The organism is Leifsonia poae, assembly GCF_050632195.1.
Classification (GTDB): domain Bacteria; phylum Actinomycetota; class Actinomycetes; order Actinomycetales; family Microbacteriaceae; genus Leifsonia; species Leifsonia poae_C.
This window is the reverse complement of the sequence record NZ_CP192580.1, coordinates 1,363,452-1,380,423: the sequence shown is the minus strand read 5'-3', so window position 1 is coordinate 1,380,423 and position 16,972 is coordinate 1,363,452. Positions and strand designations below refer to the sequence as shown.

Sequence of the window (16,972 nt, the reverse complement as noted above, 5' to 3'; positions counted from 1 at the left end):
CTGGGTGCTCACGACGGCACCACCTCCGTTCCGATCCCGCTCTGAGTGAAGACTTCGAGCAGGATCGAGTGCTGCACCCGCCCGTCGATGATGGCCGCCTTCGCGACGCCGCCGTCGACCGCGTCGAGGCAGGCCGCCATTTTGGGAATCATCCCCGATTCGAGTTCGGGCAACAGCGAACGCAGCTCGTCGGAGTCGATCATCGACACCAGAGAATCCCTGTTCGGCCAGTCGCGGTAGAGGCCCGCCACATCGGTGAGGATCACGAGCTTCGCCGCTCCGAGTGCAACAGCGAGGGCCGCGGCAGCCGCGTCCGCGTTCACATTGAGCGAGTGGCCGGGATCGTCGACGTCGGGCGCGATCGACGACACGACGGGGATGCGCCCGGCCGCGATCTGCGCGTGTACGGCCTCGGGATTCACGCCGATCACGTCGCCGACGAGTCCGAGGTCGACCTCTTCGCCATCGACCACCACGCCGCGCTTGCGGCCCTGGAAGAGCCCCGCATCCTCACCCGAGATCGCGGCGGCGAGCGGACCGTGCCGGTTGATGTTGCCGACGAGGTCGCGGCTGATCTGGCCGGTGAGCACCATGCGCACCACATCCATCGCCTCGGGCGTCGTCACGCGATAGCCGCCACGGAACTCGGACTCGATGCCGAGCCGGTCGAGCATCGCGGAGATCTGCGGGCCGCCCCGTGCACGACGACAGGGTGGATGCCCGCGTAGCGGAGGTAGACCATGTCTTCGGCGAAGGCGCGCTGCAAGTCGGGGCTGACCATCGCGTTGCCGCCGAACTTGATGACCATGATCTGCTCATGGAACTGCTTCAGCCAGGGCAGCGACTCGATGAGGGTCGCGGCCTTGACGGCGGCCAGCTGCTGGTCGGCCTGCTCGGCGTCGATATCTGTATCGGTCTCGGTGTCAGTCATCAGCTCGCGTATGCACTGTTCTCGTGCACGTAGTCGTGGGTGAGGTCGTTGGTCAGGATGGTCGCGGTCGTCGAGCCGGCGTGCAGGTCGATGAGCACGTGCACGGCGCGGGGCGTCAGGTCGACGAGGTCGCGCGGCTGGTCCGGCTCCCCGCGGTGCAGACCTGCACCCCGTTGATCGCGACGTCGATGCCGTATGGATCGAACTCCGCGTCGGTGGTACCGACCGCCGCGAGAACGCGGCCCCAGTTCGGGTCGTTGCCGAACACGGCCGCCTTGAACAGATTGCTGCGCGCGACAGAGCGGCCGACCGTGACCGCGTCGTCCTCCGATGCGGCGTTGATGACCTCGATGGCGATGTCGTGGGATGCGCCCTCCGCGTCGCCCTGCAGCTGCTCGGCCAGGTCTTGGCATACGGCCGTCAGCGCAGCGGTGAACTCGTCGAGGTCGGCAGGCACCGCGCTCGCCCCGGATCCGAGCAGTGCGACGGTGTCGTTCGTCGACATGCAGCCGTCGGAGTCGAGCCGGTCGAAGGTGACCCGCGTGGCGCTCCGCAGCGCCGAGTCGAGCTGCTTCGAGTCGAGCATGGCGTCGGTCGTGATCACGACGAGCATCGTGGCAAGCCCCGGCGCGAGCATCCCGGCGCCCTTCGCCATGCCCCCGACGGTCCAACCAGCGGGAGACGTGCGAGCGGCCTGCTTCGGGCGGGTGTCCGTGGTCATGATCGCCTCGGCCGCCGCCAGACCGGCGTCGTCGGAATCGGCATCGCCGGCCGAGATGGCGAGCGTCGCATCCCACACCCCGGCCTTGAGCAGGTCGAGATCGAGTTGCTCACCGATCAGGCCCGTGGAACAGACGAGCACGTCGCCGGCGCTGATCTCCAGCCGCTCTCCGACCGCCTCGGCAGTCTCGTGAGTGGTCTGGAAGCCGCGGGATCCCGTGTAGCAGTTGGCGCCGCCCGAGTTGAGGACGATGGCCGAGACGACGCCGTCGGCCATGACCTGCTCGCTCCAGAGAACGGGGTTGGCCTTGCACCGGTTCGTCGTGAAGACGGCTGCGGCGGAGTTGAGCGGACCCAGGTTCTGAACGATGGCGAGGTCGCGCTTGCCGCTCGACTTGAGGCCGGCCGCGACGCCGGCGGCTGCGAATCCGGATGCTGCGGTCACACTCACGGGGCCACTCCATTCACGTTGAGTCCGGCGGTCTCCTCGAGGCCGAGGGCGATGTTGGCCGACTGGATGGCAGCGCCGGCCGTCCCCTTGTAGAGATTGTCGAGGGCGAGCACGGTCACGAGCCGGCCCGCCTCCGCGTCCACCGCGAGGCCGATCAGCGCGGTGTTCGCGCCGAGAACGTCTGCCGTGCGCGGCACGCTTCCCGCCGGCAGCACCTGCACGAACGGTTCGCCGGCGTACGCGGTCTCCCACGCATCCTGAACCTGCTCGGCGGTCACGCCCGGCTTGAGGCGGGCGGTGGACGTGGCGAGCACGCCCCGCGACATCGGCACCAGCATCGGGGTGAACGAGACGGTCGGATGCGCTGCCCCGGCCTTGCGCAGATTCTGCTGGATCTCGGGGATGTGCCGATGAGTGCCGCCGACGGCGTACGGGCTCGCGGAGCCGAGGACCTCGCTCGCCAGATACATCGTCTTCAAGTTCTTGCCCGCGCCGGAGGGGCCGACGGCCAGAACCGCGACGATGTCCTCCTCCTCGATGAGGCCCGCGGCGATCCCGGGGGCGAGGGCCAGTGAGACGGCGCTGGCGTTGCATCCGGGAGCCGCGATGCGCTTGGTGCCGACGAGCTGGTCGCGCTGCTTGCCATCGCCGATGGGGAGTTCGGGCACGCCGTATGTCCAGGCACCGAAGTATTCGCCGCCGTAGAACGCCGCCCACGACTCGGGGCTCTCGAGGCGGTGGTCCGCGCCGCAATCGACCACCAGGGTGCCCTCGGGCATCTGGGATGCGATCTCGCCGGACTTGCCGTGCGGCAGCGCGAGGAAGACCACGTCGTGACCGGCGAGGTTGTCGACGCTTGTGTCGCTGAGCGTGAGATGCCGCAGCGAGCGGAGGTGCGGCTGGTGGGCGACGAGGGGCTGCCCCGCGTTCTGGTGCGCGGTGACGGTGCGCACCTCGAACCCGGGATGGTCGGCGAGGATCCTGAGGATCTCCCCGCCCGCGTAGCCGGATGCTCCGGCGACGGCTACCGAGAAAGTCATGCTTCTACCTTATTGAGTGGACGACAGGGGCCGATCGACGGCGGCACCCACGACGGCCCCGCAAAGGGTCGCGTCAGCGCCGCCTAGATTCGGCGGTCGCGGAGGCGTCGGCGCAGGGCGCGGGCGGCTGAGGCCGAGCGCGAGTCCGTGATGCACCGAGAAAGCATGCCGCAACCCTAGCGTGCGCGGACCGCCCGACGCGAATCCGCCGGGGTGACGGCGGCGGCCAACGCAATTCCGGAGACTTCGGGCGACGCGCCGCTGTTCTGTCCGGAATTACGGAGAATGCGGCCGTTGCGGGTCGATATCTCCTGAATTAGTGCGCCCCTTCCCGCCGCCGCGCAAGGACGGGGGCGGGATGGGGTGCGCGGGCTACTCGCGGATGTGCGCGCCGAACAGGTCGGCGGCGCGGGCGGCGCCGGCGAGCTTGGCCTCGCTGGCCTCGGCGGCGGTAAGCGTGCGGTCGTCGGCGCGGAAGCGCAGGGCGAACGTCAGGCTCTTCGTTCCCTCGGGCAGCCCCGTTCCGCGGTAGTCATCGACCAGACGGATGTGCTCGAGCAGTCCACCTGCGCCGTCGGCCACAGCCTTCTCGACATCTCCCGCGGGGACACCGTCGGGCACGACGAGCGACAGGTCCTGCGTCGCCGCGGGGAAACCGGCGATCACGCCGGCGACGATGTCCGCGGGTGCGACCGTGACGAGAGCGTCGAGGTCCAGCTCGAAGACACCGACCACGCGCGGCAGATCGAATTCCGCCGCGAGTGCCGGATGCAGCTCACCCGCGAAACCGACGGGGATGCCCTCGCCGTTCTGGTCGCGTGCGATCAGCTGAGCCGTGCGTCCCGGGTGCAGCGCCTGGTGCTCACTCTGCACGGGCTCCACGGTCACGCCGACGGCTGCGGCGGTCTGCGCCACCATGGCGAGCGCATCCGCGATGCCCGCTGCTACCGCATCCTGACCGGGCTGTTTGAGGATCGGATGCCCGACCGCGAGCCCGGCGAGATACCGGGGCTGCGGCGGGATGCCCGCGTTCAGCGATGCGAGCACGTCGTCGCTCGGGAGCGCGGCGCCGACGGGCAGCGTCTCGCTGCCGAACTCGGCTCCGGCAACCGGACGGAACACAGTGCCGAGCTCATAGATCGTGAGGTCGACGAGTCCGCGTGCGAGGTTGCGCTTCGCGATATCGATCAGCCCCGCGAGCAGCGTCGTGCGCAGGTACGGCGCGGTGGCGTCGAGCGCGTTCGCGAGCTTGACGGCCGGCACGGAGCCCGCCTCCGGCGAGCCGAACGTGTCGTTCGCCTTCTCGCTGACGAAGGGGAACGCCATGACCTCGGTGGCACCGTTGTCCGCCAGGATCTGCGCGACCGCGCGGCGCAGCTTCTGCTCCCGGGAGAGTCCGCGGCCAGGGGGTGCGACGGGCAGCTCGGAGGGGATGCGGTCGTAGCCGACGATGCGCGCCACCTCTTCGGCGAGGTCGGACTTGTCCCTCAGGTCGGGGCGCCAGCTCGGCGGCACGACGAGCAGGTTGTCGCCGGACTCGCTTACTGTTCCGCCGACCTCCGCGAGCGCACCGCGCACCTCGTCGTCGGTGAAGTCCACTCCGACCAGCGACGAGATGTAGGACTTCGGAAGCACGATGGCCTCCGGCGCACCGGCGTCGTCGAGGAGCGAGCCGAGTGCATCCGCGTGGCCGCCGGCGAGCTGCTCGAGCAGCTGCACCACCCGTGCGGCTGCAGCCACAGCGACCCGGGGATCGACGCCTCGTTCGAAACGCTTGGACGCCTCGCTCGGAAGCTTGTGCCGCCGCGCGGTGCGGGCGATCGACACGGGATCGAAGTTGGCCGCCTCGATGAGTACGTTGCGGGTGTCGGCGCCGATCTCGGTGGACGCCCCGCCCATGACGCCGGCGAGTCCGATCGGGCCGGACTCATCGGTGATCAGCAGATCTTCGATGTGCAGAGCGCGGGTCTGATCGTCGAGCGTTACGAGGGTCTCTCCGGAATGCGCACGACGCACGACGATGCCGCCGCGCAGCTTGTCCAGGTCGTAGCCGTGGATGGGCTGGCCGAGTTCGAGCATCACGTAGTTGGTGATGTCGACGATGAGCGAGATCGACCGGATGCCCGCGAGCTTGAGCCGCGCGATCATCCAGGCCGGAGTCGTTCGGCTGCCGTCGATGTCGCGGACGACGCGGGTGACGAAGACGTTCGCCCCGGCACGGCCCCGGATGGGGTCGCGATCGTCCACCGCGACGCTGAAGCCTGCGGCGTGCGCACCGTCGAGCAGCATGCCCGCCGCCTCGGCCGGGTCGCGGAACGCCGCACCCGTGGCGTGCGAGTACTCGCGGGCGATACCGCGGATCGAGAACGCATAGCCGCGGTCGGGCGTGACGTTCACCTCGACAGCCGTGTCGTCCAGGCCGAGCAGCGAGATCGCATCCGTGCCGACCTCGGGGTCGAGACCGAGTGTCGCCAGGCGCAGGATGCCGTCATGCTCGTCGCCGAGACCGAGCTCGCGCGCCGAGGCGATCATGCCGTCGGAGACGTGTCCGTACGTCTTTCGAGCCGCGATCGGGAACGGGCCGGGCAGCACCGAGCCCGGCAGCGTGACGACGACCTTGTCTCCGATGAAGAAGTTGCGGGCGCCGCAGACGATGCCGTGCACCGCATCCCCGCCATCGGCCGCCGTCTCACCCTCGGGCGCGACGCGCACCTGGCACCAGCGGATCGTCTTGCCGTTCGACTGGGGTTCCTCGACGAAGTCGATCACCTGGCCGACGACCACGGGCCCCGAAATCTCGAAGGTGTGCACGTCTTCTTCTTCGAGACCGACCGAGACGAGCGCAGCGTGCACGTCTTCCGCCGTGGTTCCCGGTTCGAGGTCGACGTACTCGCCGAGCCAACTCAGAGGGACGCGCATCAGACCACCATTCCGAACTGCTGTGAGAAACGCACATCGCCTTCGGCCATGTCGCGCATGTCTTTGACGTCGTTGCGGAACATCAGCGCCCGCTCGACCCCCATACCGAAAGCGAAGCCCGAGTAGACCTCGGGATCGATGCCCGCCGAGCGGAGCACGTTCGGGTTGACCATGCCGCAGCCGCCCCACTCGATCCAGCGGGCGCCGCCCTTGAAGGTCGGGTGCCACAGGTCGAGCTCGGCGCTCGGCTCGGTGAACGGGAAGTAGTTGGGACGCAGACGCACTTTGGCCTCGTCGCCGAACAGGGTCTTGACGAAGTGGTCGAGCGTTCCCCGCAGGTGAGCCATCGTGAGGCCCTTGTCGACCGCGATCCCCTCGGTCTGGTGGAACACCGGCAGGTGGGTCGCATCGAACTCGTCGGTGCGGAACACGCGCCCGGGCGCTATGCGGTAGACCGGCAGCTCGTTGCCGAGCAGCGCACGCAGCTGCACGGGCGAGGTGTGCGTGCGCATCACCATGTGCGCGTTCGTCGGCTCGACGAAGAACGTGTCCTGCATCGCTCGCGCCGGGTGGTCCTCGTCGAAGTTGAGGGCGTCGAAGTTGTACCACTCGCTCTCGAGCTCCGGCCCCTCGGCCACCTCCCAGCCCATGCCGACGAACACGTCGGCGATGCGCTCCTGCAGCAGGGAGAGGGGATGCCGTGCGCCGGGCTGCCAGCGCACCGGTACCGCCGTCACGTCCACCGTCTCGGCGGCGAGCTGCGCGGCGGTCTCCGCGGCCTCGATCTGCTCCTCTTTGGCGGCGAAAGCCTGGTTCACCCGTCCGCGCGCCTGGCCGACGAGCTTGCCCGCGGCGGCCTTCTGATCGTTGGGGACGGAGCGAAGGCTCGCGTTCAGCCGCGCGAGCGGCGAGCCTTCTGCCGTGTGGTCGTGGCGGACGACCTTCAGCGCGGCGGAGTCGGCCGCTGCTTCGATGGCGGCCAGCGCATCCGCGACGGCGGCCTCGACGGTTGCTTCGGAGATTTCGGTGGGATCAGACACGGTACCCAAGTTTAGTGCGCCGTCGGAGCGCGCATCCCCGTCGTGCAGGTCGGTGGGGAAACCTGCCGCTCACCCGCCTGTGGAGGAGCCTTCGCGGGCGTCGAGTTCCGCGTAGACCTCGTACGCGGCATCCCAAAGCCCCTCCGGTTTCGGCACGCTGAGCCCCGCGAGCAGCAAGACGAGCCCGTCCACGAGCGAGTGCCAGCCGGCGGCGAAATCGGGTGCCGAACGCAGGCGACCAGCCCCGAACACGTCGGGGATCCCATCCTGATCGAGTACGAAGAGCGTCCCGCCGCCGTCTGCCGCCAACCGGATGGTCACGGCCGATCGCTCCGGACCCCACGTGAACGACAGCAGCCGCTCGTGCTCCAGCGCGAGTACCTCCATCGCGTGAGCGCTGTCAGGGACGTTCGCGTCGCCCAGCACGAATGCGTCCCCGAGCTGAAGCGCTCTCGTCCGCTCGGGATCGTCGGGCCACTCCACCACCGGCCAGAGCCAGCGACCGATCCGGTCCGGGAGGGTGATCGCGTCCCAAACGGTCGACACCGGCGCATCGAGATGCCGTTCGAGATGGACACCCGACTTCCCGCTCGAACGAATCATCTGCGCGCGCACGAGCCCGGCTTCGACGCGGCGATACACATCCAGGGCACTGTCGAACGCCGCCGGATCGGCCGCCTCCCCCACATACCCGCGATCGCCGATCGGTGACGGGTCGCCGCCGACCTCGCGTGCGAGGTGGGTGAGCACGTCCTCCCAGCCGGCACCGTATGCCGCTGCGGAGACCGCTTGCACGCGGCGGTGGGTCAACGACATGCTCACTCGGTCGTCCTCGACCGGCTTGATCGCGACCTCGAGCTCGGTGGTCGCCTCCACCTGTCCTTCACCGCTGAATTGCCAGAGCACCAGGATGCGCCGCTCGGGCTCGCACGCGAGCACGCGTCCGGAAACCACACCCCCACTGCTGTCGTCGCCCATCTCAAGTCGGTACTCGTGACCGTCGACCGAGAACCGGCCGATCCAGCGCGCCAGCCGCTCGGGCTCGGTCAGAGCGCTCCAGAGTTCGGCCGGCGTGGCGTGGAGCTCTGCTCCACCGTCACCGTGCGCCGCGCGCCATCGAGCGCGATGTCTCCCCAGATCGTCACGATGCTTCCTTTCCGTTCGCGGCTCCGCGGTCCGTCGCCCCACGCCCCGACGCTCCGTTCCGCCTCCCCGTGCAAGCTCCGTCTCGAGGGCATCGAGACGCTGCGGCCAGAAGTCCCGCAGCCGGTCGAACCAGTCGGCCGCCGCCTCGATTGCGGCGCCGTCGAGCGTGTAGACGCGCTGTTTGCCGTCGACCCGGCTCGTCACCACGCCCGTCTCACGCAGCACGCGCAGGTGTCGGGACGCGGCGGGCTGGCTGATGGCGAACTCCGCCGCAGCCAGGTCGGCGAGAGCGCCGGCAGGCGCATCCCCCGCTGCGAGGTATTCGACGAAGCGGCGCCGCACGGGGTCGCCGATCGCCTCAAGCGCATCCATGGACCGAACGTATCAAGCAAGCGTTATATAACGCAAGGGTTAATCAAAAAGCTCCGAAGACCGCTGAGCGAACGCCGACTCGTACAAGCAGACGGATGCCGCCGTCGCCAGGTTCATCGACTCGGCCTGCCCATAGATGGGAACGGTGACGACCCGATCCACCAGGTGGAGCAGATCGTCGGCCAGCCCGTGGGCCTCATTACCGAAGACCCACGCGGTCGGTCGCGCCAACTGTCCATCGGTGCGAGCGGCGAGCAGATCCTCGCCCTTGATGTCGGCAGCGAGCACCTGCAGTCCGGCACCGTGAGCGCGCTCGACGACATCGTCGAGGCTCGCCCCGACAGCGACCGGCACATGAAACAGCGAGCCCGTCGTCGACCGCACGACCTTCGGGTTGTAGAGATCGACCGTGCGCCCGGTCAGCACGACCGCGTCGGCGCCGGCCGAGTCGGCGGCCCGGATGATCGTGCCCGCGTTCCTGGATCGCGCACCTCCTCCAGCACCGCGACCAAGCGCGGTTCGCCGGAGAAGATGTCGCGGATCGACGTCGGGAACTGTCGGCAGACCGCCACGAACCCCTGCGGGGTGACCGTGTCGGCCATCGCCTCGAGCACCTGCTCGGTGACGAACTCGACGTCGACGCCTGCATCCACGGCCGTCTGCCCGATGTCGCTGTACCGCTCGAGGGCGGTCGGGGTCGCGTAGAGCTCCACCACCAGTTCGGGGCGGAAGGTCAGTGCCTCGGCGACAGCCTGAGGCCCTTCCAAGAGAAAGAGCCCGGTCTCAGACCGGGCTCCTCTCTTCGCTAGTTTGGCCACGGCTCGAACGCGCGGTGAGCGCGGGTTGTCAAGCATGGCACCAGCTTAGTGATGCAAAGAAAACTTACGCAGCGGCGTCGGCCTTCGGTGCCGACGTGTCGGCGGGAAGAGCCTTCTTGGCCGTCTCGACCAGGGCAGCGAACGTGGCGGGCTCGTTGACGGCCAGCTCGGCGAGGATGCGACGGTCGACCTCGACACCGGCAAGACCCAGACCCTGGATCAGACGGTTGTACGTGAGGCCGTTCGCGCGGCTCGCAGCGTTGATGCGCTGGATCCACAGGCGACGGAAGTCACCCTTGCGCGCACGGCGGTCACGGTAGCTGTAGACCAGCGAGTGAGTGACCTGCTCCTTGGCCTTGCGGTAGAGGCGCGAACGCTGACCGCGATAGCCCTCGGCGCGCTCGAGGATGACCCGACGCTTCTTGTGAGCGTTGACCGCCCTTTTTACTCTTGCCATTTCTCTTTACTTCCTTAAAGTCGGGTGGGGTTACTTGCCGAGCAGCTTTTTGATGTTCTTGACATCGGCCGGAGCGATGACCTGCTCCGCGTTCAGGCGGCGCTTACGGTCGCTCGACTTGACCTCAAGGTTGTGGCGCATGCCGGACTGCTGCTTCATGATCTTGCCGGTACCGGTGATCTTGAAGCGCTTCTTGGCCCCGGAATGGGTCTTCTGCTTGGGCATTATTTCTCCTCATTCGTCGCCTGGGCGGGCGAACTCTCTTCGGACTGCGCAGAGTCGTCTGCGGCAGCAGCCGGCTCCTCGGCGGGGGCGTGAGCCCGCGCCTTCGAAGCGGCACGTTGTGCGTTGGCCTCGGCCTTGGCCTCTGACTTGTTCTTCAGGGGGCCGATGACCATGACCATGTTGCGACCGTCGATGGTCGGGGTGGACTCGACGGAGCCGAACTCGGCCACGTCTTCCGCGAAGCGCTGCAGCAGGCGCACGCCCTGGTCGGGGCGCGACTGCTCGCGACCGCGGAACAGGATCATGGCTTTGACCTTGTCGCCGGCCTTCAGGAAGCCTTCGGCGCGCTTGCGCTTGGTCTCGTAGTCGTGCTTGTCGATTTTGAGGCGGAAACGAACCTCTTTCAGGATCGTGTTCGCCTGGTTGCGCCGGGCTTCCTTCGCCTTCTGCGCAGCCTCGTACTTGAACTTGCCGTAGTCCATGATCTTCGCGACAGGCGGCTTGGAGTTGGGAGCAACCTCAACCAGATCCAGGTCTGCTTCCTGCGCGAGTCGGAGGGCGACCTCGATTTTGACGACGCCGACCTGCTCACCGCTGGGGCCGACAAGTCGAACTTCGGGGACGCGGATACGGTCATTGGTACGGGGATCGCTGATGCGTTTCTCCTCTGATCTAGCGATGTCTTCAGCCTCGTTCCTGTCGGTTGACAGTCACGGCGAGAGAGGATTTTCCACGCACCAACGTCGCTCTGCGATTTCTCGCACAGCTGGTACAGCACCCTGACTACCCTCGCGCTGGCGGCGCGACGGCGGAGTGCAACAACCCGGTAACCTAATGAAGCGGTCAAGCGCGGGTGGGAGGAATCTCCACTTTCGTACCGGAACAGAAGTCCCGGAGCCCGAACGATTCTAGCAGAGGAATGCAGTGAGCGACACACCCGAGGCTCGGCGCTACGTCGAGGCCACCGAGGAAGCATACGACGAAGCAACCCGGGACATCGCGGAGGTCCCCGCGGTCGAGGTCATCACGACGACGGCGGTGCACCTCATGAGCGCGGCGGCCGTCAAGTGCGGGCTGGCCGACGACCCGGATTCGCAGACCGACCTCGACGAGGCCCGCAAGCTCATCGACGCCCTCGCCGGTCTGGTCACCGCGAGCGCTGCGCACCTCGGCGACCAGCACGCCCGCAGCCTCCGCGACGGACTCCGCTCGCTGCAACTGGCGTTCCGCGAGGCCTCCCCCTTCCCCGACGAAATCGGCAAGGGACCGGGCGAGAAGTACACCGGCCCGGTGAACTAGCGGGTCGCATCCTGTCGCTAGCCTGAAGCGATGAGCTTCACGCCGCCGTCGTCGTTCACCACCCGCCCGACCCTCGAGGGCACCTTCGGGATGTCCGCGTCCACGCACTGGCTCGCCACGGCGAGCGCGCAGTCCGTCCTAGAACGCGGGGGCAATGCGTTCGACGCGGCCTTCGCCGGCGCGTTCGTGCTGCACGTCGTCGAGCCGCACCTGAACGGTCCGGGTGGCGACATGGTCGCGCTGTTCGCGACCGCCGACGACCCGACGCCGACAGTGCTCTCCGGACAGGGGCCAGCGCCCGCCGGCGCGACCCGCGAGCATTACCTGGCCGAGGGTCTGGAGCTCGTGCCGGGTTCCGGCGCTCTCGCTGCCGCCGTTCCGGGCGCAGTGGATGCGTGGCTCCTGCTCCTGCGCGACCACGGCACCTGGGAGCTGGCTGACGCGCTCGCGTTCGCCGTCGGGTATGCGCGCGATGGGCATCCGGTGCTCGAACGTGTGCGGGCCACCATCGCCACCGTCGAGCGCCTGTTCACCGACCATTGGACCAGCTCTGCCGAGCACTGGCTGAGCGGCGGCCGGCTGCCCGAGGTGGGCGAGCTCATCACGAATCCGGCGTACGCCGCCGTGCTGGATCGGCTCATCACTGCGGGCGAGGACGCACCCGATCGCGAGAGCCGCATCGACGCCGCCCGCACCGAATGGAAGACCGGATTCGTCGCGCAGCAGGCCGTCGAGTTCCTATCGGCGCCGCACCGGCACTCGTCGGGAACCGACCACGCCGGCGTCATGACGATCGACGACTTCGCGGCGTACAGCGCCTCGTACGAGTCCGCGACGACGCTCGAATTCCGCGGGCACACGATCGCGAAGACGGGCGCTTGGGGGCAGGGCCCCGCGCTTCTGCAGACCCTCGCCATCCTGGACGGGTTCGAGGATGAGCGACTCGACCCATCGACCGCGATCGGCGCCCACACCATTCTCGAGGCTCAGAAGCTCGCCTATGCCGACCGCGAGGCTTACTACGGCGACGGCCAGGTGCCGCTCGACGTGCTCCTCTCCCGCGAGTACGCCGAAAAGCGTCGGGCACTGATCGGAGACCGCGCCTCCGCCGAGTTCCGTCCCGGCGTCGTGCCGGGCAGTACCCCGTTCATCCCGCCGCTCCGAACCGAGTACAACGCGCCCGTCGAGGCCGCCGGGGTCGGCGAGCCCACCGTGCGTCCGACCGGCGAGACGCGGGGCGACACCTGCCACATCGATGTCGTCGACCGCTGGGGCAACATCGTGTCGGCCACTCCGTCGGGCGGCTGGCTGCAGTCGTCGCCGACCGTTCCCGCGCTCGGGTTCTGTCTGGGCACGAGACTGCAGATGACGTGGCTGGAGGACGGTGCGACGTCGACGCTGCGCCCTGGCAGGCGACCCCGGACGACGCTCACTCCGACCCTGGTGCTGAAGGACGGGCATCCCGTCAACGCCCTCGGCTCCCCCGGCGGCGATCAGCAGGATCAGTGGCAGCTGCTCTATCTGCTGCGCACGATCGTGGGCGGGTACACCCCGCAGCAGGCGATCGACGCACCGGCCCTGCACACGACCTCGGTTCCCGGATCGTTCTGGCCGCGCACGTGGGAGCCGGCGGGAGCGGTGGTCGAGAACCGGTTGGGCGACCACGTGATCTCCGACCTCGAGGCCCGTGGGCACGTGGTGACCCGGGCGGGCGACTGGGCGCTCGGACGTCTCTCGTCGGTCGGTCGCGATCTCGAGAGGGGCGTGCTCACCGCAGCGGCCAATCCGCGCGGGGTGCAGGGCTACGCAGCCGGTCGGTAGGTCTCGAGGGCTAGCGCACCGCACCGACCGCCGCTCGAACGGCCTCCACGGTTCGCTCCACTTCGGTGGCATCGGTGAGCCAGTTGCTCACCGAGAATCGCAGAACCGCGCGCTCCTGCCAGCGTGACGGCGAAGCGAAAACCACTCCGGCTGCATCCAATTTCGCACCGACCTGACGCGTCGTCTCATCGTCACCGAACGAGACGCACACCTGTGTGTACACGACCTCGTTCAGGATGCTCACCCCTGGCACCGTACGGAGTCCCGCGGCGAGCGCCGCCGCCGCATCCGCGAGCCCCTGGACGAGCTCCGCGACACCCTCGCGGCCGAGCCGCGCGAGCGCAGCCCACACCGGCACTCCCCGAGCCCGTCGGGAGAGCTCGGGCACGCGGTCGCTCGGATCCGAGCCCTCCGTCGAGGAGGGCAGATAGGCCGCTTGCTGCGAGAACGACGAGTGCAACGCCATCGCCTCAGCGACGATAGCGACCCCCGAGTCGTACGGCACGTTGAGCGTCTTGTGCGCATCCGTGCCCCAGGAGTCTGCGCCGGCGAGCCCGGCGGTCAGATGCCGGAGACCGGGAGCAGCGGCTGCCCAGAGACCGAAGGCACCGTCGACGTGAACCCAGGCACCTGCCTCGTGGGCGACGTCGATCGCGCCGGCCAGGTCGTCGAACGACCCGGAATGCACGTTTCCCGCCTGCAGGCAGACGACCGTTGGTCCGTCCCCTGCCGTCAGGGCCGCTCGCAAGGCATCGGTGCGCATCCGGCCCTGCTCGTCAGCGGCGACGAGGGATGGGGTCCCCAGCCCCGCGAAGCGCCCGGCGTCGTCGACCGAGCCGTGCCGCTCCTCGCCCGCGAGAAATCTCACCCGGGGACCTCCGGTGAGTCCGTTCGCGCGCACGTCCCAGCCTGCCGCACGGAGCACCGCATCCCGGCCCGTCACCACTCCCACGAACGTGGCCATGGTCGCTCCGGTCACGAATCCGACCTCCGCAGATTCTGGAAGGCCGAGCAGGTCGAGCAGCCACTCCCCGGCGACCTCTTCCGCGGCGACGACACCGGGCGTTACGTTGCGCAAAGCGGAGTTCTGATCCCACGACGAGACGAGCCAGTCGGCTCCGAGCGCGGCCGGTTGCGCGCCGCCGATGACCCAGCCGTAGAACCGGGGCGAGTGCATCCTGATCAGTCCGGGTTCGACCGCCTCGGCGAGCCGGCTCAAAACCAGTGGAGCAGCGGGCCCGCGGTCGGGCAGGGTGCGCCCGAGCACATCCTTCACCTGCTCGATGGTCGCGGACGGCGGGATGGGCGCGTCACGCATTCCGCTCAGCCAGCGGTGTGCGAGCGCCGCCGCCTCACCGAGCGCACCGTCGTACGTGTCGGACCGAGGATCGTCGCCGTTGCCATCCACGGTGGGGATTGTACGCTGGCCGCGTGGACACGTCACAGGTGCGCTCGAGAATCCTCGCGCTCCCCGACATCACCAGGTCGACGGATGCCGGAACTGCCACCGGATGCGCCGCTCCAGCTGCGTGGCCAGCGACAGCAGCGTGCGCTCACCGCCCGGGCGACCGATGATCTGAACGCCCATCGGCAGCCCGTCGTCGGTCTGGGAGACCGGGAGCACGATCGCGGGCAGTCCCGACACGTTGAGCATCGACGTGAACGGCGTGTACTGCACCTGCTGCTCGAAGTTGCGTTCGCCGTCCTCCTGGTCGAACCAGCCGACCGGTCGCGGGGTCATCGCCATTGCGGGAGTCAGCACGGCGTCGAACGACGACAGCTGCTTGATCATCGAACGCTCGTACGCGGTGAGGGCCGAGAGCGCCTCCCCCAGCTCGCGAGCCGACAGCGCCCGGCCCCGGTGCAGCAGCCATTTCGTCAGCGGCTCGAGCAGGTCTTCCGCTTCACCTTCGGCAGGGATGCTCGCCGCACCCGCCTGCCAGATCGTGCGGAATGCAGGCGCGTACGTCGCATCCGGAACGAGGGCTGTCTCCTCCATGCCGTGACCCAGCTCAGCAAAGGCGGCGACAGCCTGATCCAGCGCTGCACGAGCCTCGGGCGATACGACGATCTCGTATGCGTCGTCCCAGGCGGAGGTCGTCATCACGCCGAGCTGGAAGCGGCCCTCGCCACGCACCGCGGTGCCGAGGAAGGGTCCTTCGTCTTCGTAGGGTGCGCGCAGTGTGTAGTGGTGGTCGATGCGGCCGTCACGCTTGGCGATCATCCCGTCGAGCAGGAGTGCGGCGTCAGCGGTCGTGCGCGCCAACGGGCCCTGCACGACGAGACCGCCGAGGGAGCCGATGCCGCTCCCCGCCGGCACGAGCCCGCGCGAGGGTTTGAGGCCGACCAGACCGCATGCGGCGGCAGGGATGCGGATGGATCCGCCGCCGTCGGACCCCGGCGCGAACGGCAGCATTCCGCTTGCCACGGCGACCGCTGCTCCCCGCTCGATCCACCTGCGCCGAGATCCGGATTCCACGGATTGCGAGCAGGCGGCGCGGCGAGCGACTCGGTGTACGCGGGCAGGCCGAACTCGGGCGCGTTCGTCTTGCCGAGGCTGATCGCGCCGGCCGCATCCATCGTCTCCACGATCTCATCCGAGGTGTCGGGCACGAAGTCGGCCATGAGGCGGGAGCCGAAGCCGGTGTGCACGCCGGCGCGCATCCACAGGTCCTTGTCGCCGATCGGGAAGCCCCAAAGCGGCGCGGTGCGCGGCACCTCCTCGGCGACATGGTCGGCGCGAGCAAGTGCGGCCTCACGCGTCACGGTCACGAACGCACCGAGCTGGGGATTGGCCCGTTCGATCCTGGCGAGGTAGTGCTCCGTGAGTTCTCGGGGCGAGACCCCGCCGCTCTGCAACTCCTGCCAGAGGGCGAGCGCGGTCAGCTCGTGAAGTTCGGCCATGATCCGAGGCTAGCCCGTGCCCGGCCGAGCGCGGAGCCCCGAATCCTGACTCGCAGTACAGTGATCGAATGGAGGAGCGGGAACCGGTCGAGCAGGTCGTGGCGCGACGCTCCGTTCTGCGGGCGGCGGCTCACTACGAGAACAGACACCCGGTCTGGCTCGTCGAGCACGCACTGACCGCCGGCTGGATCTGGGCCGCGTTCTGGATTCTGCTGCTCGTGCCGGCCGATCACTACAACTGGCACGCCTCGATCGTGATCGCGATCGTCGTGGTCGCCGTTCTGCCGACGTTCACCGCCACCGTGATCGTCCTCTCGCAGACTCCGCACTCGCACCTCCGGCGCAGCGAATCCGTGCTCGGGCACTTCTTCGCGCGGTTCTCCGCCTACGTCTTCGCCTTCTTCGCCTGGACGCTCTCAGTGGTGCTGAGCTCGACGATCGCCGTGCAGCTTCAGACCGAGGGGCACGACAACGAGGTCGACACGCTCGGGGTCGGGCTCCAGTTGCTCGTCGAGATCGTTCCCGTGGTCATCCTCGTCCTCTGGCTCTGGTTGATCTTCCGCTACGCGTGGTACCTGTCGCGACTGCGGGGCTGGCGCGCGCAGCCCACGCGCACGCGCATCCCGAAGACATTCCTCACCGATGAACCCCGAACGCACCGCCTGCTGATCGGGCTCGCTCACCCGGCCCTGCTCGGCATCACCGGCAGCCTCGCCGTGATCGTCGCTCTGCTGCTCTTCATCGACGACGTCACGATCAACATCGTCTGACACCCCCTCCATTCGAGTCGAGTGCCGATCGGTGCTTGACAATCTTCGCGTAGCCTGGT

General features: G+C 68.5%; 11 protein-coding genes and 4 pseudogenes. 3 read left to right on the top strand and 12 right to left on the bottom strand.

Annotation, left to right across the window (positions count from 1 at the left end):
- Positions 1-8: 8 nt before the first annotated feature.
- The 10 genes and pseudogenes from argB to infC form a co-directional block, all read right to left on the bottom strand.
- Positions 9-931 (bottom strand): annotated as a pseudogene (argB, locus tag ACQ86A_RS07020) (acetylglutamate kinase).
- Positions 931-2,102 (bottom strand): annotated as a pseudogene (argJ, locus tag ACQ86A_RS07015) (bifunctional glutamate N-acetyltransferase/amino-acid acetyltransferase ArgJ). Before argJ ends, argB begins: the two co-directional pseudogenes overlap by 1 nt.
- Positions 2,099-3,142 carry an N-acetyl-gamma-glutamyl-phosphate reductase gene (gene argC / locus ACQ86A_RS07010; protein ID WP_431279843.1) on the bottom strand — a complete coding sequence of 348 codons (1,044 nt, stop codon included), beginning with the start codon at positions 3,140-3,142 and terminating at the stop codon, positions 2,099-2,101. The pseudogene argJ and the gene argC overlap by 4 nt, the downstream one beginning before the upstream one ends.
- Positions 3,143-3,514: 372 nt before the next feature.
- On the bottom strand, positions 3,515-6,061 hold the full coding sequence (gene pheT / locus ACQ86A_RS07005; protein WP_431279842.1) for a phenylalanine--tRNA ligase subunit beta: 2,547 nt from the start codon (positions 6,059-6,061) through the stop codon (positions 3,515-3,517).
- The gene (pheS, locus tag ACQ86A_RS07000; protein ID WP_431279841.1) at positions 6,061-7,101 is read right to left on the bottom strand and encodes a phenylalanine--tRNA ligase subunit alpha; all 1,041 of its coding nucleotides are present in this window, start codon (positions 7,099-7,101) and stop codon (positions 6,061-6,063) included. Before pheS ends, pheT begins: the two co-directional genes overlap by 1 nt.
- A gap of 69 nt (positions 7,102-7,170) precedes the next feature.
- Entirely contained in the window at positions 7,171-8,619 is a 1,449-nt protein-coding gene (locus ACQ86A_RS06995) for an ArsR/SmtB family transcription factor (RefSeq protein WP_431279840.1), read from the bottom strand.
- Positions 8,620-8,658: 39 nt separating this feature from the next.
- Positions 8,659-9,473 (bottom strand): annotated as a pseudogene (locus tag ACQ86A_RS06990) (TrmH family RNA methyltransferase).
- A gap of 28 nt (positions 9,474-9,501) precedes the next feature.
- Positions 9,502-9,894, bottom strand: coding sequence for a 50S ribosomal protein L20 (rplT, locus tag ACQ86A_RS06985; RefSeq protein ID WP_387061220.1), 393 nt, complete (start codon positions 9,892-9,894; stop codon positions 9,502-9,504).
- A 30-nt stretch (positions 9,895-9,924) separates the two neighbouring features.
- Entirely contained in the window at positions 9,925-10,119 is a 195-nt protein-coding gene (gene rpmI, locus ACQ86A_RS06980) for a 50S ribosomal protein L35 (protein ID WP_431279839.1), read from the bottom strand.
- Positions 10,119-10,775 carry a translation initiation factor IF-3 gene (gene infC / locus ACQ86A_RS06975; protein ID WP_431280395.1) on the bottom strand — a complete coding sequence of 219 codons (657 nt, stop codon included), beginning with the start codon at positions 10,773-10,775 and terminating at the stop codon, positions 10,119-10,121. Before infC ends, rpmI begins: the two co-directional genes overlap by 1 nt.
- A gap of 268 nt (positions 10,776-11,043) precedes the next feature.
- On the opposite strand from infC, the gene ACQ86A_RS06970 reads away from it, so the two are divergent.
- Positions 11,044-11,418 carry a DUF1844 domain-containing protein gene (locus tag ACQ86A_RS06970; protein WP_431279838.1) on the top strand — a complete coding sequence of 125 codons (375 nt, stop codon included), beginning with the start codon at positions 11,044-11,046 and terminating at the stop codon, positions 11,416-11,418.
- Positions 11,419-11,448: 30 nt separating this feature from the next.
- Complete coding sequence (locus ACQ86A_RS06965; protein WP_431279837.1) at positions 11,449-13,239, top strand: gamma-glutamyltransferase family protein; 1,791 nt, start codon at positions 11,449-11,451, stop codon at positions 13,237-13,239.
- Between the two features lie 10 nt (positions 13,240-13,249).
- On the opposite strand, the gene ACQ86A_RS06960 is transcribed toward ACQ86A_RS06965, so the two are convergent.
- Together ACQ86A_RS06960 and ACQ86A_RS06955 are read right to left on the bottom strand one after the other, a co-directional pair.
- Positions 13,250-14,647: a pyridoxal phosphate-dependent decarboxylase family protein gene (locus ACQ86A_RS06960; protein WP_431279836.1), complete on the bottom strand. Its 1,398-nt coding sequence runs from the start codon at positions 14,645-14,647 to the stop codon at positions 13,250-13,252.
- Positions 14,648-14,716: 69 nt separating this feature from the next.
- A pseudogene (locus ACQ86A_RS06955) lies at positions 14,717-16,143 on the bottom strand (amidase).
- Positions 16,144-16,211: 68 nt separating this feature from the next.
- Between ACQ86A_RS06955 and ACQ86A_RS06950 the strand changes: the two are divergent.
- Positions 16,212-16,913, top strand: coding sequence for a hypothetical protein (locus ACQ86A_RS06950; RefSeq protein WP_431279835.1), 702 nt, complete (start codon positions 16,212-16,214; stop codon positions 16,911-16,913).
- Positions 16,914-16,972: the final 59 nt, after the last annotated feature.